This is a genomic window from Streptomyces blastmyceticus (assembly GCF_039521185.1).
GTDB classification, from domain to species: Bacteria; Actinomycetota; Actinomycetes; order Streptomycetales; family Streptomycetaceae; genus Streptomyces; species Streptomyces blastmyceticus.
In genome coordinates this window covers 1-19136 of record NZ_BAAABW010000004.1, presented here as the reverse complement: position 1 = coordinate 19136, position 19136 = coordinate 1, and the positions used below count along the sequence as shown (strand labels likewise).

Below are 19136 nucleotides of genomic sequence, written 5' to 3'. Positions count from 1 at the left end.
CATGGTCAAGCGGTCCAGCGGGAATATCCCCTCCAGGTCGACGGTCTGTCCAAAGACCGTCGCTCTGCCAGCGGGTGGCATGGGGCCGCCCGCCCGGGAGGCCCTTTGCACACGGACGACGACCGTGCGGACCGAGCGGACCCGCGGGCCCGTGCGGACGACGCGGAGGGCCGGCGTCCGGCCCTCGAAGGGCATGGACCCGGCCCAATTCCCCAGGCGACGTCGTCGCGCCCCGACCTCTCCCCGAGGGGGTTCGTCCACCCGTGGTGACCAGCAAGAAGCGCCGTGAGAACGACCGGCGCACCTATGTCCTCGACACCAGCGTCCTGCTGGCCGACCCAGGTGCCATGGCCCGCTTCGAGGAGCACGAGGTCGTGCTGCCCGTAGTGGTGGTCACGGAGCTGGAGGCCAAGAGGCAACACCCCGAGCTCGGTTACTTCGCGCGGCAGGCGCTGCGTCTGCTGGACGGGTACCGGGTGCAATTCGGCCGCCTCGACTCGCCGATCCCGATCGGCGAGCTGGGCGGGACGCTCCGGGTCGAGCTCAATCACTCGGACCCCGGCATACTGCCCGCCGGGTTCCGCCTCGGTGACAACGACTCGCGCATTCTCGCCGTGGCCCGCAACCTCCAGGCCGAGGGGTACGACGTCACCGTCGTCTCCAAGGACCTGCCGCTGCGGATCAAGGCGTCCGCGGTCGGGCTGCTCGCGGAGGAGTACCGCGCCGAGCTCGCCATCACCGACTCGGGCTGGACGGGCATGGCGGAACTCGCCGTCACCGCCGAGCAGGTGGACGAGCTCTACTCCGCCGAGGTGGCATATGTGCCGGAAGCGGCCGAACTGCCCGTGCACACCGGCCTGGTGCTCCAGTCGGAGCGCGGCAAGGCGCTGGGCCGGGTCACGGCCGACGGTTCGGTGCGGCTGGTGCGGGGCGACCGCGAGGCGTTCGGGATCCACGGGCGCAGCGCCGAGCAGCGGGTGGCGCTCGACATGCTCCTCGACCCCGACATCGGCATCGTGTCGATGGGCGGCCGGGCGGGCACGGGCAAGTCCGCGCTGGCGCTGTGCGCCGGCCTGGAGGCCGTCCTGGAGCGTCAGCAGCACCGGAAGGTGATGGTCTTCCGTCCGCTGTACGCCGTCGGCGGGCAGGAGTTGGGGTATCTGCCCGGCAGCGAGGCCGAGAAGATGAGCCCCTGGGCGCAGGCCGTCTTCGACACCCTCTCCGCCGTGACGAGCGCCGAGGTGATCGAGGAGGTCGTCGGGCGCGGCATGCTGGAAGTGCTGCCACTGACGCACATCCGCGGACGATCGCTGCACGACGCCTTTGTGATCGTGGACGAGGCGCAGTCGCTCGAAAGGAATGTCCTGCTGACCGTTCTGTCGCGCATCGGGGCCAATTCGCGGGTGGTGCTCACCCATGACGTGGCGCAGCGCGACAACCTCCGGGTCGGACGCTACGACGGCGTGGTCGCCGTGGTCGAAAAGCTGAAGGGACATCCGCTCTTCTCCCATGTCACGCTGACGCGTTCGGAGCGTTCGCCCATCGCGGCACTGGTGACCGAAATGCTGGAGGACGGCCGCATCTGAGGGAGTGGGCAGGGGAATCGCCCCACCGGGGGCGATTCGAACCGGCGGCGCGCGGCGGAAGCGAAGGAGCTTAGCCGCGCGTTGTCATGCCGCGCCGCACTTTCCGCAAACAGCCTGGACCAAACGCCATGTGAGCTTTCCCACGCAACGCGGAATTGCCTCGGAGTGTCGGCGTCGGGCAGAGTCTGGGTCCTGTCAGGCCCCGCATACGGCACTTCAGCACCCTCCGGGTGCTGCACCACAAGAACTGAACAGCGTCGTCGTATGCCGCCCGAGCATCACGCGGACCTCCCTGCGGAGGGCCCACCGGGTCAGTGCCTCCTGTGACCGGCCGGTCCCGCCTTCCCGCGGGGTCGCGCAAGACGGAGGCCAGCGCCAGGGGCACGATTGCGCCCGCGAGGTCACCTAAGCGGGCGATGCTGGAAGGAAACCGTGTGAGCCGGATTTCGGTCCGGGGGTTCGCCGTGGCATCCGCCACCGCGGTCACCACCGTAGGCGCCGTCGTAGGTGTCGCGTCGGGCAGCGAGCAGGGCACGACCGGTCAGGTCGAGGCCACCGCAGCCGACACGACCCTCCTCGCGGACATCCCCGCCGGACAGAACGTCCAGGAGCAGGCCGCTTTCCTGACGCAGCAGGCGGACACCCAGTCCGACGCCGCCGACACGGTCGCGAAGAAGGACGCCGAGGAGACCGCGCGCAAGCAGGCCGCCGAGGACGCCACCGCCAAGAAGGAGGCCGCGGACGCCGCGGCCAAGAAGGAAGCGGAAGACAAGGCGGCCAAGGAAGCCAAGGAGCGCGAGGACAAGGACACGGTCAGCAGCCGGTCCGCCACCCGCGACGCCTCCGACTTCGCGGTCAAGGGCTCCTACTCCACCGCCGAGATCCAGGCGATGGCGCGGCAGATCGTCCCTGGTGGCCAGTTCCAGTGCTTCAGCAACATCGTGAACAACGAGAGCGGCTGGGACTACACCGCCACCAACGCCTCCTCCGGCGCCTACGGTCTGGTGCAGTCGCTGCCCGGCTCCAAGATGGAGTCGGCCGGTGCCGACTGGCGCACCAACCCGGCCACCCAGATCAAGTGGGGCCTCGGCTATATGAACGAGCGCTACGGCAGCCCCTGCGGCGCCTGGTCGTTCTGGCAGGCCAACCAGTGGTACTAGAGCGGCCGGACCGCTGACGGTCCCGACCCTCATGCCTTCACGAAGCCCCCGACCTCAACCGGTCGGGGGCTTCGCGGCGTCTTGAGACAGGTACCGTCGAAGCGGATGACCACGGGGGACAAGGGGTAGAGGAAGAAGAATGTCCAGATTGCCACAATGGGTCGGCGGCCTGGGGACGGGTCTGATACGACTCGCCGACCGTCTCGACCGCCGCGGGGCGGCGACGTCGGACGTGTCGGACGCGCAGTCGGCGCCCCGCCCCGTATCCGTGCCCGACCCCGCCCCCCGTCCGGATCCGGCCACCGCGCCCGCCGCCGGGCCGCCCGCCGCCGAGCCCCCTGCCGCCGGGTCGCCCGGTTCGCGGGCGACCGATCCCGAACCGTCCGCCGCCCAGGAGTCCGTGCCCGCGCCGCCCAGCTACGCGCCCGCCGTCGCGGCGCGGCCCGACCCGGTCGCCGCCGTCCCGTGGGGCGTGCGGGTCGCGGCCGAGGTCGGGTGGCGGCTGCTGGTCCTGGCCGGAACGCTCTGGGTGCTGATGCGGGTGATCAGCGCGGTGCGCCTGGTGGTGCTGGCCTTCGTCGCCGGCCTGCTGATCACCGCGCTGCTCCAGCCCACCGTCGCCATGCTCAAGCGGCGCGGCGTGCCGCGCGGGCTCGCCACGGTCATGACCTTCGTCTCCGGCTTCATCGTGATGGGGCTGGTCGGCTGGTTCGTGGTCTGGCAGGTGACGGACAACCTCGACGACCTGTCCCAACAGGTGCAGCACGGCATCAAGGAACTCAAGCGCTGGCTGCTGAACAGCCCGTTCCATGTGACCGAGGTGCAGATCAACAACATCGCCGACAACCTCAGCAAGGCGATCGGCAGCAACACCAAGGACATCACCTCGGCCGGCATAGAGGGCGTCCAGGTGATCATCGAGGTGCTGACCGGCGTCCTGCTGGCGATGTTCAGCACGCTCTTCCTGCTCTACGACGGCCCCAAGATCTGGGAGTGGCTGCTCAAGCTGGTGCCGAGCGCCGCCCGGGACGGCGTGGCGGGCGCCGGTCCGCGCGCGTGGGCCACGCTGACCGCGTATGTGCGCGGCACGGTGATAGTGGCCCTGATCGACGCGATCTTCATCGGCGTGGGGCTGTTCTTCCTCGACGTCCCGCTGGCCGTCCCGCTGGCCGTCTTCATCTTCCTCTTCGCCTTCATCCCCCTCGTCGGCGCGGTCGCCTCCGGTGCGCTCGCCGTCGTCGTGGCGCTGGTGACGCGCGACATCTTCACGGCGGCGATGGTGCTGGTCGTGGTGCTCGCGGTGCAGCAGATCGAGGGCCATGTGCTCCAGCCCTTCATCCTCGGCCGCGCCGTGCGCGTGCACCCGCTGGCCGTGATCCTCTCGGTCGTGGCCGGCTCGCTGGTCGCGGGCGTCGGCGGCGCGGTGGTCGCGGTGCCGCTGGTGGCGGTCACCAACACGGTCGTGGGCTACCTACGGGCGTATTCGAGACAGCAGGCGACGAGCGTGCCGGAACCGGAGACCGCACCGGCACCGGTACTGACGGGGTCCGAACCCCGGCACTGACTCCGGTGGGGGTCGCCCCTCACGCGCCGCAGGGCGGCCGCCAGGCCGCCCCGGCGGCGCCCGGCGGGCAGGAAGATCCAGGACCGCTCCAGGGCGCGCGTACGGGCCATTTGGGCGGTCCGGCGGACAGAAACAGGGCCCCACCAGGCATTCGCCTGGTGGGGCCCTGTTCGTATCGCCGTGCCGTGGGCCGAGTTACTCGGCCAGCACCGCCTCGGAGTCGAGCGTCGCGCCGACCGCCTGGAGGACGGCGGCGATCTTGAACGCCTCCTGGACCGTCTCGCGGTCCACGCCGGCCTTGCGGAGCACCTGCTCGTGCGAGTCGAGGCACATGCCGCAGCCGTTGATCGCGGAGACGGCCAGCGACCACAGCTCGAAGTCGACCTTCTCCACGCCCGAGTTGCCGATGACGTTCATCCGCAGGCCCGCGCGCAGGTTGCCGTACTCCGGGTCCGACAGCAGGTGCCGGGTGCGGTAGTAGACGTTGTTCATCGCCATGATGGCGGCGGCCGACTTGGCCGCGGTGTACGCCTCGGGGGAGAGGTTGGCCTTGGCCTCCGGCTCCAGTTCCCGCAGCACGATCGGCGAGCGGCTCGCGATCGCGCAGGCGAGGACCGTGCCCCACAGCTGCTGCTGCGGGAGCGGGGAGTTGCCGATGACCGAACCGAGGTTCAGCTTCAGGTCCTTGGCGAAGTCCGGTACGCGCGACTTCAGCTCGTCGAGGGCCATGTCAGGTCACTCGCCCGAGAGCAGCGCGACCGGGTCGAGGGTCGTCTCGCCCTTGTTCCAGTTGCACGGGCACAGCTCGTCGGTCTGCAGCGCGTCGAGGACCCGCAGGACCTCCTTGGGGTTACGGCCGACGGAACCGGCGGTCACCATGGTGAACTGGATCTCGTTGTTCGGGTCCACGATGAAGACGGCGCGCTGGGCGTAGCCGTCCTCGCCCTCGACGCCACAGGCCTGCATCAGCTCGTGCTTGGCGTCGGCCAGCATCGGGAAGGGCAGGTCACGCAGGTCGGCGTGGTCCTTGCGCCAGGCGTGGTGCACGAACTCGGAGTCGCCGGAGACGCCGAGGATCTGGGCGTCACGGTCGGCGAACTCGTCGTTCAGCTTGCCGAACGCGGCGATCTCGGTCGGGCAGACGAAGGTGAAGTCCTTCGGCCAGAAGAAGACGACGCGCCACTTGCCCTCGTAGGACTTGTTGTCGATCTGCGCGAAGGCCTTGTCCGCGTCGAGGTCCACACAGGCAGTCAGGTCGTACTGGGGGAACTGGTCACCGACAGTGAGCACGCGCTCTCCTTGCATCGAGGAAGACCATGGCGGAACTTCCTGCGGGGGTTGGACTCCGGCCACCCTGCCACAGGAGGCATTGATAACGGAAATAGCTAGACTGAGTGAAGTTGATCGGAGGTGGTTATCAGTATGTCGTCCATAAGCCCGGAGGCGGAACCCGCCGGGACCCCCGCGGAGCCCCCGCGCACCGGCCCCGCCAAGGCCACGCCGACCCGGCCCCGCCAGCCCAGCCTCGCCCAGCTCCGCGCCTTCGTCGCGGTCGCCGAGCACCTGCACTTCCGTGATGCGGCGTCCGCCATCGGCATGAGTCAGCCCGCGCTCTCCGGTGCCGTCTCGGCGCTCGAGGAGGTGCTCGACGTGCAGCTCCTCGAGCGTACGACGAGAAAGGTGCTGCTCAGCCCCGCGGGCGAGCGCCTGGCCGTACGGGCCCGCGCCGTCCTCGACGCCGTCGGCGCGCTCCTGGAGGAGGCCGACGCCGCCCGCGCGCCCTTCACCGGGGTGCTGCGGCTCGGTGTGATCCCCACGGTGGCGCCGTATCTGCTGCCCACGGTGCTCCGGCTGGTCCGCGACTCCTATCCGGACCTCGACCTCCAGGTGCACGAGGAGCAGACCTCCTCGCTGCTGGACGGGCTGTCCCAGGGGCGGCTCGACCTGCTGCTGCTCGCCGTGCCGCTCGGTGCGCCCGGGGTCGTCGAGCTGCCGCTCTTCGACGAGGACTTCGTGCTGGTCACTCCGAGTGACCACTGGCTGGCCGGGCGGGGCGACATCCCCCGGGACGCGCTGCGCGAACTCGACCTGCTGCTGCTCGACGAGGGCCACTGCCTGCGCGACCAGGCCCTCGACATCTGCCGCGAGGCGGGGCGTACGGCGGGGCTCCCCGTCACCACCAGCGCCGCCGGGCTGTCCACGCTGGTCCAGCTCGTCGGCGGCGGCATGGGCGTCACCCTGCTGCCGCGGACGGCACTGCGGGTGGAGACCGGCCGCGACGACCAGCTGGCCACGGGGTACTTCGCCGATCCGGCGCCGTCGCGGACGGTGGCGCTCGCGATGCGGTCGGGGGCGGCGCGCCAGGGTGAATTCGAGCAGTTCGCCGGGGCGTTGCGGGGGGCGCTCGCGTCTTTGCCGGTGCGTATCGCTGACGTCTGACGCTAAGAACAAGTCCGCCGCAGGCGGCAGCGCTCAGTCCGCTTCGGGCTCGGCCTTTCTGGGGCGCCCCCTGCGGGGGAGGGCGCCCGTGCCGCGGGGGAGGCGGCCCGCTTCCGACAGGGCCTTGCGCAGCAGGAATTCGATCTGCGCGTTCGCGCTGCGCAGCTCGTCGTCGGCCCAGCGCGTGAGCGCGTCGTGGACGAGCGGGTCGAGCCGCAGCAGCACCTGCTTGCGCTGCCGCGGCCCCCGCTGCTGCGGTGGGAGATCTTCTGTCACTGGTAGAGAGTGCCCGTGTTCAGGACGGGCTGTGCGGCGCGGTCGCCGCACAGCACCACCATCAGATTGCTGACCATGGCCGCCTTCCGCTCCTCGTCGAGCTCCACGATGCCCTGCTCGCTGATCCGCGACAGCGCCTCCTCGACCATGCCGACCGCGCCTTCCACGATCAGCTTCCGGGCGGCCACGACCGCGCCCGCCTGCTGTCGCTGGAGCATGGCAGAGGCGATCTCCGGCGCGTACGCGAGGTGGGTGAAGCGCGACTCGATGATCTGGACGCCGGCGGCCTCGACGCGGGCGTGCAGCTCGACGGCGAGCTTCTCGGTGATCTCCTCGGCGTTGCCGCGCAGCGACAGCGCGTCGTCGTCGTGCGCGTCGTAGGGGTACTCGATGGCGATGTGCCGGACGGCCGCCTCGGTCTGGGTGGCGACGAACTCCTGGAAGTCCTCCACCTCGAACATCGCCTGCGCGGTGTCCTCGACCCGCCAGACCACGACCGCGGCCAGCTCGATGGGGTTGCCGTAGGCGTCGTTGACCTTCATGACGGCGGTCTCGTGGTTGCGCACCCGGGTGGAGACCTTGTCGCGGCTGGTGAGGGGGTTGACCCAGCGCAGGCCCTCGGTGCGGATCGTGCCGCGGTAGCGGCCGAAGAGCTGGACGACGCGCGTCTCGCCCGGGGCGATGGTGTTGAGCCCGCTCATGGCCGTCAGCGAGCCGATGCCTATGAGGATGCCGCAGACGACGAGCGCGGCGCACAGCGCGCTCTTGCCGTCGTGGCCGAAGGACACCGCGAGGGCGATGGCGCCCGCGGCGACGAGCAGCCCCACCAGCCCGAGCAGCAGCGCGGTCCCGCCGCCGATGTCACGGGCGGGGAACTCGCGAACACGTGGTTTCCGCTCGGCCGGAGCGTCCGCCGCGGGCGTGGTGTCGGCGGCGGCGATGGCGCTGTCCTGCATGGAGGTTCCCCGTTTCCTCTGCGTTGCGCGGTGGTCGGCCGCGCCCCGGTGGATGTCTAGCAAAGTGATATCACTTTACCGCCCTGTACGGTTTTCCGCACTGCGCCGTACCCGGTTCCCGCCACCCGGGGTGCTGTATGTCACGTGCCGCAAAGCCTTGATCGATGGGCGTTTGGTGACAGTTGCGGTGTTAGCTTCGTGAGCTGGGTTGGGGGCGGACAGAGTGGAGCTACGGGAGAGATGGGCCGAGCGGAAGCGCGACGGGCGCAGAAGAGCACCCGCACAGCAAAGGGCAAGAGGCCCAAGAAGACCGGCATACGCCGCTTCTTCACCTGGAAGAAGCTGCTTGCCTACTTCGTGGCCGTCATCGCCCTCGGCGCCGGCGCCTTCGTGGCGCTCTACATGTACGTCGATGTGCCCGACGGCAAGCTCGAGATGCGACTGCAGAGCAATGTCTACAAGCTCGAGAACGGCACGGTGCTGGCCCGTACGGGACAGGTCAACCGTGAGGAAGTGACGCTGGACAAGGTCCCCGACAGCGTCAAGAACGCCGTCGTCGCCGCCGAGAACAAGAACTTCTGGAACGACTCCGGCGTCGACATCAAGGGCACCGCGCGCGGCATCTTCAACACCGTCATGGGCCGTGGCAAGCAGGGTGGTTCGACCATCACCCAGCAGTACGTGAAGAACTCCTACCTGAGCCAGGAGCAGACCATCACCCGCAAGGTGAAGGAGCTCATCATCACGCTCAAGGTGGACCAGAAGGTCGACAAGAAGGAAATCCTCGCCGGGTACCTGAACACCAGCTACTTCGGCCGCAACGCCTACGGCATCCAGGCCGCGTCCCGCGCGTACTTCGACAAGGACGTCAAGGACATCACCACCGAGGAGGGCGCCTACCTCGCCGCCCTGCTCCAGGCGCCGAGTCAGTACGACTGGGCGGCGGCCTCCGACGCGGGCAAGCGCAACGCGATGGCGCGCTGGAACTACGTCCTCGACAAGGAGGTCGAGCAGAAGTGGCTCGATCCCGCGAAGCGCAAGGACATGAAGTTCGAGGAGCCGAGGCAGCCCACGCCCCCCAAGGGTCTGAACGGGCAGAACGGCTATCTGGTCGAGGCGGCCAAGAAGGAGGTCGAGCAGGCCTTCCGCAAGAGCGGGCGCGGCGAGAGCGCCTTCGCGGCCGGCGGCTGGACGATCACCCTCAGCATCGACCCCAAGCGCCAGAAGGCCCTTGAGCAGGCGGTCCAGGACAAGGTCACCTCCAAGCTCGACCCGCAGGCCCGCAAGGTCGACGCGTACGCCCAGGTCGGCGCCGTGTCGGTGGACCGCAAGACCGGCAAGGTCGTGGCCATGTACGGCGGCCAGGACTTCGCCAAGCACCAGATCAGCAACGCCACCCGCGAGGACTACCAGCCGGCCTCCACCTTCAAGCCGGTGATCTTCGCCTCGGCGCTGGAAAACAAGTCCAAGACGCAGGACGGCCAGCCGATCACGGCGGGCTCGATGTACGACGGCACCAACGAGCGGCCCGTCAAGGGCAGCGACACCCCGTTCGCGCCGCAGAACGAGGACCACGCGAGCTACGGGGCGGTGACGGTCCAGGAGTCGATGAACAAGTCGATCAACTCCGCGTTCGCGCAGATGGCCGTCGACGTCGGCCTCGACAAGGTCAAGAAGACCGCGGTCGCCATGGGCATGAACGGCGAGGCCGGCGGCTTCGTCGAGCGGCCCGCGATGTCGCTCGGCTCCATGAGCGCGAGCCCGCTGCACATGGCCGGGGTCTACGCCACGCTCGCCAACCACGGCAAGCAGACCACCCCGAGCATCGTCGCCTCCCTGAGCCGCGGCGGCGAGAAGGTCGCCATGCCGGACTCGGTCGGCCCGCAGATCCTCGACCGCACCAGCGCCGACGACGTCACCCAGGTCCTCAAGGGCGTGGTCAACGACGGTACGGCCAGCGTCGTGCAGAGCTCGCAGTACGCGGTGGCGGGCAAGACCGGCACCTCCGACGACAACAAGTCGGCCTGGTTCTCCGGCTACACCCCGGACCTCATCACCTCGGTCGGCATGTTCGGCGAGGGCCCCGGCGGCAAGCAGGTGCCGCTGACGGGCACCGGTGGTGTCGACGGCGGCCGCGTCAACGGCGGTGGCTACCCGGCCGAGATCTGGGCCGCGTACACCGGGCAGGTCGCCGACGGTGACACCGAGTTCGACCTGAAGACCGACGACGCGGGCGCGGTGCCCCCGCCGCCGGCCCCGACGGCCTCCTCCAGGCCCTCCACGGCACCGTCCGGCAAGCCCTCCACGGCGCCGTCCACCGGCCCGTCGACGCCGCCGTCGCCGAGCAACTCCAGGAACGTGCCGTCGCACAACCCGACGCCGCCGACGACCAAGCCGACGCCGCCCACGCCGCCGACGACCAAGCCGACGCCGCCCACGCCTCCGACGCCGCCCACCGGCGGTGACGGCGGTGACCCGCCGCTCAACAACCGCGACTGACCTGGTCGAACACGACTCCGGCCGCCGCCCCGCACCTGCGGGACGGCGGCCGGAGTCGTCTCGTACGGGGCCCGTCAGCCGCCGTTGACCGCGGTGGCGATCCGGTCGCCCACCTTCTTGTCGATGTTGCGCCAGTACTGGAAGGCGCGGTCCAGCACGGGCCTGCTCACGCCCTGCCGCAGGTGGCCGGAGACATTGGCGACCAGGCGGTCGCGCGCGGCGTCGTCGAGGACCTGGCGGACCATCGTCCCCGGCTGGCCCCAGTCGTCGTCCTCACGGTGCAGCTTGTACGCCTCGCGCACCATCTCGCCCGCCGCGGCCCAGCCCGCGATCTCACCGAAGCGGCCGGTGTCGGCGGCCGGGCCGCCGTACGAATTCGGCGCGTACGGCCGGGCCACGTTCGCCGGTTCGTAACGCATCGGCCCGTCCTTCGCATAGGAATTCACGGCCGAGCGCGCCCGGTTGGGCGGCAGCTGGGTGTAGTTCGGGCCGATGCGGTAGCGGTGGGTGTCCGGATACGAGAACAGCCGGCCCAGCAGCATCTTGTCCGGCGACGGGCCGATGCCCGGCACCAGATTGGACGGCTCGAACGCCGCCTGCTCGATGTGGACGAAGAAGTCCTCCGGGTTCCGGTTCAGCGTCATCCGGCCGACCTCGATCAGCGGATAGTCGCCGTGCGGCCACACCTTGGTGAGGTCGAACGGGTTGAAGCGGTAGTCCGGGGCGTCCGCGAAGGGCATCACCTGGACATACATGGTCCACGAAGGGGCGTTGCCGCTCGCGATCGCCTCGGACAGGTCGCGGCGGTGGTAGTCGCCGTCCTCGCCGGCGATGCGGTCCGCCTCCGCCTGGGTGAGGAAGTCGATGCCCTGGTCGGTCTTGATGTGGTACTTGACCCAGAATTTCTCGCCGCCGCCGTTCACCCACATATAGGTGTGGGAGCTGTAGCCGTTCATGTGGCGCCAGTTCTTGGGAATGCCGCGGTCGCCCATCAGCCAGGTGACCATGTGCGCGGATTCCGGGGACAGCGTCCAGAAGTCCCACTGCATGTCGTTGTCGCGCAGCCCGTTGTCGGGGCGGCGCTTCTGCGAGCGGATGAAGTCCTGGAACTTCTGCGGATCACGCACGAAGAAGACCGGGGTGTTGTTGCCGACCAGGTCGTAGTTGCCGTGTTCCGTGTAGAACTTCAGCGCGAAACCACGCGGGTCGCGCCAGGTGTCCGGGCTGCCCTGCTCGCCCGCGACGGTCGAGAAACGGGCCAGCATCTCGCACCGCTTGCCGGGCTGGAACAGATCGGCCTTGGTGAACTGGCTGACATCATTGGTGACTTCGAAGACGCCGTAAGCACCGCCGCCCTTGGCATGGACCACCCGCTCCGGGACCCGCTCCCGGTTGAACTGGGCCATCTTCTCGATCAGATAGTGATCCTGGAGCAGGATGGGGCCGGTATCGCCGATGGTGAGCGAATGCTCGTCGCTCTCCACGGGAATGCCGACATTGTTGGTGGTGTACGGAACCTGCTGCGCCGAGTCGGTCATTGGGACGCCTCCCGGAACGGGGATTGGGAGAGGGCGCGTCCGTGCCGCCCTCCACCCGAGCCAGTGAACTCCGCCGACAGCGCGTCGGCAACAGGAGCCTGGACACTGTCCAGAATTTCACCCCGTACGGGCGAAACGGAAGGCCCGCCGGAAGCCCGGACACCCCGGCGCGTGCGCGGCGCCCTCAGCGGGCGTGCGCGGGCAGCGCCATCTCGAACCACACCACCTTCCCGGTGCTGAGCCGGGTGGCTCCCCACCGCCTGGCCAGCCGGTTCACCAGATACAGCCCCCGGCCGCCCTCGTCCGAGGGCCGCGCCTGCCGCAGCCGCGGCAGCTGCGGCACATCGTCGCCGACCTCGCAGCGCAGCACGTCCGTCCGGAGCAACCGCAGGGATATGGGCCGTTCGGCGTACCGCACCGCATTGGTGATCACCTCGCTGACCAGCAGCTCCACCGCGTCGCTGAGCTCGTCGAGACCCCAGCGCGCCAGCGCGCGCCTGGCCAGCCTGCGCGCCTGGCGGGCCGTCTGCGGGCGCGGGTCGAGGAACCAGTACGCCACGTCGCTCGGCGCGATCCCCTCGAAGCGGGCCGCGAGCAGCGCGATGTCGTCGTCACGGTCGCCCGGGCCGAGCATGCCCAGCACCTCGTCGCACAGCGGCTCCAGCGGGGGCGGGTTCGGGCCGGTCAGCCGGGCCGTCTCGATCAGCCGCTCCCGCAGCTGCTCTATGCCCGTCCACACATCCCTTATCCGCGACTCCACCAGGCCGTCGGTGTACAGCAGCAGCGTCGCCCCGGCCGGGGCATCCAGCTCCACCGCCTCGAAGTCGACCCCGCCCACCCCGATGGGCGCGCCCGGCGGCACGCGCAGCACCTCCGCGCGCCCGCCGCGGTGCAGCATGATCGGCGGCGGGTGCCCGGCGTTGGCAATGACGATGCGGTGGGCGACCGGGTCGTAGACCGCGTACAGGCAGGTGGCCATGCGGTCGGAACCCAGCCGCTGCGCCTGCTCGTCCAGGTGGTGCAGCACCTCGGCCGGGGGCAGGTCCAGGCCCGCGAGGGTCTGCGCGGTGGTCCGCAGCTGGCCCATGATCGCGGCGGAGGTCATCGAGTGGCCCATGACGTCACCGACGACCAGCGCCACCCGGTTGCCCGGCAGCGGGATCGCGTCGTACCAGTCGCCGCCCACCCGGGCCGTCTCGGCCGCCGGGAGGTAGCGGCTGGCGAGCCGGACGCCCGTCGGCTGCGGCAGGGAGTCGGGGAGCATGGTGCGCTGGAGCTCGTCCGCGATGTAGACCTCGCGGCCGTAGAGCACGGCCTTGTCCACGCCCAGGGCGGTGTGGGTGGCCAGCTGCGCCGCCACCAGCAGGTCGTCGCCCTCGAACGCGGGCCGGTCCGCGCGGCGGATGAACACCGCCGCGCCGATCACCCGCCGCCGGCCCCGCAGCGGCGCGAGGATCGTCCGCTGCCGGTCCGGCACCGTACGGTCCTCGCCCAGCAGCTCCGGGAGCGCCGCCCGCGCGGCGGAGGAGTCGCCGTAGACGGGCCGGACCCCTCGCAGCACCTCCGCGAGCGGCCCCCCTATGCGCACCTCGCAGCGCTCGGCCGCGACGGCCGCCAGGTCGGTGGCGGGGTCGCTACGGTCCGCCGGGGCGTCGGGGTCGGCGGGGTCGCCCAGGCCCCGTACGTGCTCGGGCAGCTGGTCGGTGCGGCGCAGCCGCAGCACGACGGGGCCCACGGGCCGCTCGTCGCCCACGGGCAGCGGGTCGCGCAGATAGACGAGGATCGCGTCGGCGAAGGTCGGCACGGTGGCGCGGCACAGGCCCAGCACGATCTCGTCCAGGTCGATCCCGCGCGCGATCCGCCGCGTCGCGGCCCCCACGAACCGCAGCCGCTCCCCACCGGTGGTCCCGGCGCTGGGCATCCCGGCCACACCGGGCGCCTCCGGCGCACGTCGCGGCACGTCACCGGCTTCGGGCCGCGGGCCTCTCCCCGGCGCCCGCCGCCCGCCACCGGCCGCTCCTCGGGCGCCGTCCTCGGCGCCGCCCCCGGCACGGCCGGATTCGTCGCGATCGCCCCGGCTCGGCCCGTCCGTGGCGCGGCCGGTGGAGCCGTCGTGCTCCTCGGCGCGGCCGGAAGCGTGGGCCTGGTCGGTGGCCGGATCGCCGGATCCCGGGTCCTGCCGGTCGGACCCGTCCGCGGGGTCGCCGGTGGAGCCGTCGTGCTCCCCGGCGCCGCCGGAAGCGTGGGCCCGGCCGGCGGCCGGATCGGTGGGTTCCGGACGCGGTTCCGGACGGCTGAGGTCGCGCGGACCACCCGCGCGACCGTCCGGCTGGCGCGGCAGGCGGGCGGCGGCAGCGGCGGCCTCAGAGCCAAGCGCGGCCGTACCCGTCGCAGGGGCAGCGGGCTGCCGCGTCGGCGCGGTCCGCTGTCTTCCGTGGGAGTTGGGATGCTCCGTCACGCGTGGGGTTCCATCCGTCGGGGCCGTACGCCCGGGTCGTTCAGGGGCGCACCGTGGGTCAGGCGCGTCGCAGATTGAAGAAGAGCTGGATCTCTGGTGGTACGTCCGTACTCGCCGGGGCGTACGCCAGCGTGCTTTCCCCGGCGACGTCGAAGCCCGCCTCGCAGACGACCTGGCGCAATTCGTCCCGCAGATATCCGGATACCCGGATCGTGTTCCCCAGGAACGGGATCGCGAAGTCGTCCACGTCGGCCTCGACCATCGACAGGGCCAGCAGCCCCCCGGGTCTCAGCAGCCCGTGCACCATCCGCAGGGCGTGCGGGATCTCCGAGCGCGGCAGCATCAGCAGGGTGAAGAACGCGGCGACCCCGTCGAACGGGCCCAGCCGCCCGTCCCGCAGCTCGGCCATGTCCAGGCGGAGGAACCGTGCCTCGGGGACGTTGCCGCGGGCCAGGTCCAGCATGCCGGGGGAGAAGTCGACGCCGACCACCTCGTGGCCCGCGTCCGCGAGCTGCCGGGCGGTCGGCAGGCCCGTACCGCAGCCCAGGTCCAGGATCCGGGAGCCGGGCGGCAGCGTCTCCGCCAGCCAGGCACCGGCCGCGAGCTGGCCCTCCTTGTGCGGGAAGGCCTCGTCGTAGCGCTCGCCTATCGCGTCGAACGCCTCGGCCTGACCACTGCGGTCCAGCCCTAAGCGGGCGTAGCCCTCGTAGCCCCGCCCCTCGTCACCGCTCACGGCTCCGCCCTCCTGTGACCGTCTTCTGTGAACATGCGTCACATGCCGTGCTCTGTTCGCGCCGTGCCGTGCTGCTGTGCAGTATCGCGGAGGCCGATCCTACGGTTGTCCGTCGGGGGCCCGCCAAGCGGTTCCCGAGGTTACGCCCGGATCCGGGCCGGGGAACGGTCCCAGTCGGCGGGGAGCGCGGGCACGGTCCAGGCGGGGTCGGGCCGCCAGTCCTCCCAGCCGCCGGCGAACGGCGCCCCCCAGGACTCGATGCGCGCGACCGCGTCGTGCCCGGCCGCCCGCACCCTGGCCGCCTGGCCGGCGGACATCAGGCCCGCGCGCTGCGCCTGGGTGAACTCGTCCTCGTCCTTCCACTCCCAACTGCGGTCCGGATAGACGGCGATGTCCAGGAAATGGTCCTCGGAGTCGACGCCGCCCGCCCAGCGCGCGAGCGGCTCCTCGAGGTTCACGTACCAGTTCTTGAAGCCCCAGTCACGGTCCCAGAACAGCCAGACCGACCAGGCCTCGCCGGGCCGGGCGAGCTTGAGCACGCCGGTGCCGAACCAGCGGGAGACGACGGTGGTGCGCGGCTTGGTGTAGCGGGTGGCCAGCGGCTCCTCGTGGATGGACGTGCCGTCCGCGAGCCGCGGCTTGACGCAGTCGGTGCCGGGCGCCATCCACACGGCGAGGAGCTCGTCCGTGTCCTGGACGACGGTGACGGGACGGCAGATGTGGACGCGATCGGTGCCGTTGCCCCGGTAGCGCCAGAGGATGTGGTCCCCCGGCGCCCAGGGGGCGGCGCTGCCTGCTGTCGTGTCCACGGTGTCCGCTGTCATGCGCAGATCCTAGGCGGGGTGGTGGCAGGTGCGCCGTGATGTGCGCCGCAATTGGTACGGTCCAGGTGGTGGGGGTTGACGGGGCTGTCCGCGGGGCTCAGCCGGTCACGGGCGCGTCATCCGCAGCACGTCCAGCGCCGCGTCCAGCTCCTCCCGCGTCAGCAACCCCCGCTCCACATAGCCCGATTCCAGCACCACGTCCCGGATCGTCTTCCGCTCCGCGAGCGACTTCTTCGCCACCTTCGCCGCCTCCTCGTACCCGATGTAGCGATTCAGCGGTGTGACGACGGACGGCGAGGACTCCGCGTACTCCCGCGCCCGCTCCACATTGGCGGTGATGCCGTCGACCGTGCGGTCCGCGAGCAGCCGGGACGCGTTCGCGAGCAGCCGGACGGACTCCAGCAGGTTCTTCGCCATGACCGGGAGCATCACATTGAGCTCGAAGTTTCCGGCGGCGCCCGCCGTGGCCACGGTCGCGTCGTTGCCGATGACCTGGGCGGCCACCATCAGGACCGCCTCGGGGATCACCGGGTTGACCTTCCCCGGCATGATCGACGAGCCCGGCTGGAGGTCGGGGAGGGCGATCTCGGCCAGGCCGGTGCGCGGGCCGGAGGACATCCAGCGCAGATCGTTGGAGATCTTGGTGAGGCCGACCGCGATCGTGCGCAGCTGGCCGCTGGTCTCCACCAGGCCGTCGCGCGCGCCCTGCGCCTCGAAGTGGTCGCGCGCCTCGGTCAGCGGCAGCCCGGTGGTGCGGGCGACCTCCGCGATGACGGCGGCGGAGAAGCCCGCCGGGGTGTTGATGCCGGTGCCCACGGCCGTGCCTCCGAGGGGGAGTTCGGCGAGGCGGGGCAGGGAGGCGTGCAGCCGCTCGACGCCGTAGCGCACCTGTGCCGCGTGGCCGCCGAACTCCTGGCCGAGGGTGACGGGCGTGGCGTCCATCAGGTGCGTGCGGCCCGACTTGACGACGTCCGCGAACTCGGCGGCCTTGCGCTCCAGCGCCTCCGCCAGGTGCTCCAGCGCCGGGACCAGATCGCCCGTGACGGCCGCGGTGGCGGCGATGTGGATGCTGGAGGGGAAGACGTCGTTGGAGCTCTGCGAGGCGTTGACGTGGTCGTTGGGGTGCACGTCACGGCCGAGGCGCTCGGTGGCGAGGGTGGCGATGACCTCGTTGGCGTTCATGTTGGACGACGTGCCCGAGCCGGTCTGGAAGACGTCGATCGGGAAATGGTCGTCCCAGCGCCCCGCCGCCACCTCGTCCGCCGCCTCCGCGACGGCCTCGGCGACATCCTTGTCGATCACGCCGAGCTCGGCGTTGACCTTGGCGGCGGCGGCCTTGATCCGGGCCAGCGCCTCGATGTGCGCCCGCTCCAGGCGCTGCCCGCTGACGGGGAAGTTCTCCACCGCCCGCTGGGTCTGCGCGCGCCACTTCGCGTGGGCCGGGACCCGTACCTCCCCCATGGAGTCGTGCTCGGTCCGGTACTGCTCACTGTCGGTCATCGTCACTTACCTCCTGTACAGCACAGCGTTTGTCCGGTCCGACGTGTTCCCAAGAGGCACTCCCACCTAGTAAATACCGCGGGTAACAACTGAAATCGGGGAGGCTCCATGACACGCAGACCCACCCTGCGCTGTGCCCTCGCCGCCGTCGCCGCGTTCACCGCGGCGCTCGGCGGCATGGCCGCCACCGGACCCACCGCCCACGCCGCCGGCCGTACGGCCGCCTCCACCCCCCTGACCCCGGAACTGGAGAAGATCCGCGCCGCCGAGGCCACCGGGCTCTACGGCGACGCCACCGAGCGCCCGCTCGCCGACCGCAAGACCTCGCTGGTCTCGCTCGGCGACAGCGAGATCTCCGGCGAGGGTGTCGGCAACTACGAGCCGGGCACCGCCGGCCCCGCCAACTGGTGCCACCGCTCGCCCGACTCCGCCATCCACCGCACCACCATCCCCGCCGACGTGACCTACAACGTCGCCTGCTCCGGCGCCGCCACCGGCAACATCCGCATCGGCGGCAGCAAGCAGTACGCGGACGAGCTGGTACAGAGCGACGCACTGGCGATCAAGGCCCGCAACACCCGCGTCAAGCTGGTCCTGCTGGTCGCGGGCGCCAACGACGACCTCCAGTTCGGCCCCGTGATGACCGACTGCGTCGAGCGCTACGTGCTGCTCCAGGGCACCTGCGAGCCGAAGTACGCGCCGGGGTGGCAGGCCCGCGTCGACGGCCTCGTGCCGAAGGTCGAGCAGACCGTACGGGACCTGCGGGCCGTCATGACGGGCGCGGGCTACGCCGACGGCGACTACAAGCTCGTCGTCATGGGCTACCCCAGCCCCATCTCGCCCGACTTCGAGGACAACCCCGACTACCCGGGCAAGATCCCGGGCGGCTGCGTCGGCTACACCTCCGACGCCGCGTGGGGGCGCAACACCGCCGTGCCCGCCTTCGAGCGCGGCATGCACCAGGTCGCCCGCGACACCGGCGCGATCTTCCTCGACAACTCGCGCCTCTTCCACGGCCACGAGGTGTGCACCGAGGACACCTGGGCGCGCGGCCTCTACATCGACCTGTCCAACCCCTTCCCCCCGGACGCCAACTCCGTGCGCCAGTCCTTCCACCCCAACTACCGCGGCCACGGCGCCTTCGCGTCCTGCCTCAGCCAGCTCTATGCCTCCGGCTACCGCGAGGCGGGCTGCACGGACCCGGCGAGCACGGGGTCACCGGTGCTGTACCAGGGCGCGTGGGACGACGCGTACAAGCCGCTGAAGAACGAGGCGACGGGCGCGTGCGTGGACGCGTACGCGGCGAGCAGCCGCAACGGCACTGAGGTCGGGGGCTGGCCCTGCTCCGGCGCGCGCAACCAGGGCTGGTGGTACGACGCGTCGCGGAAGTCCGTGCACACGGAGTTGTCGCAGGACCGGTGTGTGGATGTGCCGGGTGGAAAGTATGCGACCGGTGCTGCCGTCGAGCTGTGGGATTGCCACGGTGGCGTCAACCAGCGTTTTGCGTGGAGTGGTTCCACGTTGAGGCCCGAGGCCGCGCCTGATCTGTGCCTGACGCTTGCTGCGGCGAAGGATCCGGTGAAGTTGCAGCGCTGCGACGGCT

At 70.8% G+C, this 19136-nt stretch carries 15 protein-coding genes; 6 read left to right on the top strand and 9 right to left on the bottom strand.

Going from position 1 to position 19136, the window contains the following annotated elements; translation table 11 throughout:
- Positions 1–263: 263 nt before the first annotated feature.
- The 3 genes from phoH2 (at position 264) to ABD269_RS04270 (ending at position 4310) form a co-directional block, all read left to right on the top strand.
- A complete protein-coding gene (gene phoH2, locus ABD269_RS04280; RefSeq protein WP_301892728.1) occupies positions 264–1586 on the top strand; it encodes an RNA 5'-3' helicase PhoH2 in 1323 nt (440 codons plus the stop codon).
- 434 nt (positions 1587–2020) lie between these two features.
- Complete coding sequence (locus tag ABD269_RS04275) at positions 2021–2746, top strand: aggregation-promoting factor C-terminal-like domain-containing protein (RefSeq protein WP_301892726.1); 726 nt, start codon at positions 2021–2023, stop codon at positions 2744–2746.
- Positions 2747–2885: 139 nt separating this feature from the next.
- Entirely contained in the window at positions 2886–4310 is a 1425-nt protein-coding gene (locus tag ABD269_RS04270; protein WP_344116181.1) for an AI-2E family transporter, read from the top strand.
- Positions 4311–4505: 195 nt separating this feature from the next.
- Here ABD269_RS04270 and ABD269_RS04265 read toward each other — a convergent pair whose 3' ends face one another.
- Both ABD269_RS04265 and ABD269_RS04260 read right to left on the bottom strand, forming a co-directional pair.
- A complete protein-coding gene (locus tag ABD269_RS04265) occupies positions 4506–5039 on the bottom strand; it encodes an alkyl hydroperoxide reductase (RefSeq protein WP_344116179.1) in 534 nt (177 codons plus the stop codon).
- A 6-nt stretch (positions 5040–5045) separates the two neighbouring features.
- Positions 5046–5600, bottom strand: coding sequence for a peroxiredoxin (locus ABD269_RS04260; protein WP_301892722.1), 555 nt, complete (start codon positions 5598–5600; stop codon positions 5046–5048).
- Positions 5601–5732: 132 nt separating this feature from the next.
- Here ABD269_RS04260 and ABD269_RS04255 point away from each other — a divergent pair, with 132 nt between their 5' ends.
- Complete coding sequence (locus tag ABD269_RS04255) at positions 5733–6749, top strand: hydrogen peroxide-inducible genes activator (protein ID WP_344116176.1); 1017 nt, start codon at positions 5733–5735, stop codon at positions 6747–6749.
- Between the two features lie 33 nt (positions 6750–6782).
- On the opposite strand, the gene ABD269_RS04250 is transcribed toward ABD269_RS04255, so the two are convergent.
- Positions 6783–7076, bottom strand: a complete 294-nt coding sequence (locus ABD269_RS04250; protein ID WP_425572827.1) for a type II toxin-antitoxin system antitoxin — start codon at positions 7074–7076, stop codon at positions 6783–6785.
- A complete protein-coding gene (locus ABD269_RS04245) occupies positions 7022–7981 on the bottom strand; it encodes an SPFH domain-containing protein (RefSeq protein WP_344116172.1) in 960 nt (319 codons plus the stop codon). Before ABD269_RS04245 ends, ABD269_RS04250 begins: the two co-directional genes overlap by 55 nt.
- 240 nt (positions 7982–8221) lie before the next feature.
- Between ABD269_RS04245 and ABD269_RS04240 the strand changes: the two genes are divergently transcribed.
- Positions 8222–10480 carry a transglycosylase domain-containing protein gene (locus ABD269_RS04240; protein WP_344116170.1) on the top strand — a complete coding sequence of 753 codons (2259 nt, stop codon included), beginning with the start codon at positions 8222–8224 and terminating at the stop codon, positions 10478–10480.
- Positions 10481–10554: 74 nt separating this feature from the next.
- Here ABD269_RS04240 and ABD269_RS04235 read toward each other — a convergent pair whose 3' ends face one another.
- From ABD269_RS04235 to ABD269_RS04215, 5 genes are all read right to left on the bottom strand, one after another.
- A complete protein-coding gene (locus ABD269_RS04235) occupies positions 10555–12018 on the bottom strand; it encodes a catalase (protein WP_344116167.1) in 1464 nt (487 codons plus the stop codon).
- Between the two features lie 184 nt (positions 12019–12202).
- A complete protein-coding gene (locus tag ABD269_RS04230; RefSeq protein WP_425572835.1) occupies positions 12203–14359 on the bottom strand; it encodes a SpoIIE family protein phosphatase in 2157 nt (718 codons plus the stop codon).
- 175 nt (positions 14360–14534) lie between these two features.
- Positions 14535–15209 carry a class I SAM-dependent DNA methyltransferase gene (locus ABD269_RS04225; protein ID WP_344116163.1) on the bottom strand — a complete coding sequence of 225 codons (675 nt, stop codon included), beginning with the start codon at positions 15207–15209 and terminating at the stop codon, positions 14535–14537.
- A 140-nt stretch (positions 15210–15349) separates the two neighbouring features.
- Positions 15350–16033 carry a cytidylyl-2-hydroxypropylphosphonate hydrolase gene (fomD, locus tag ABD269_RS04220; RefSeq protein WP_116213662.1) on the bottom strand — a complete coding sequence of 228 codons (684 nt, stop codon included), beginning with the start codon at positions 16031–16033 and terminating at the stop codon, positions 15350–15352.
- Positions 16034–16138: 105 nt separating this feature from the next.
- Entirely contained in the window at positions 16139–17533 is a 1395-nt protein-coding gene (locus ABD269_RS04215) for a class II fumarate hydratase (RefSeq protein WP_344116160.1), read from the bottom strand.
- A 108-nt stretch (positions 17534–17641) separates the two neighbouring features.
- On the opposite strand from ABD269_RS04215, the gene ABD269_RS04210 reads away from it, so the two are divergent.
- Positions 17642–19136 (top strand): ricin-type beta-trefoil lectin domain protein (locus ABD269_RS04210; RefSeq protein WP_344116158.1); only part of this gene is annotated, 1495 nt, incomplete at its 3' end.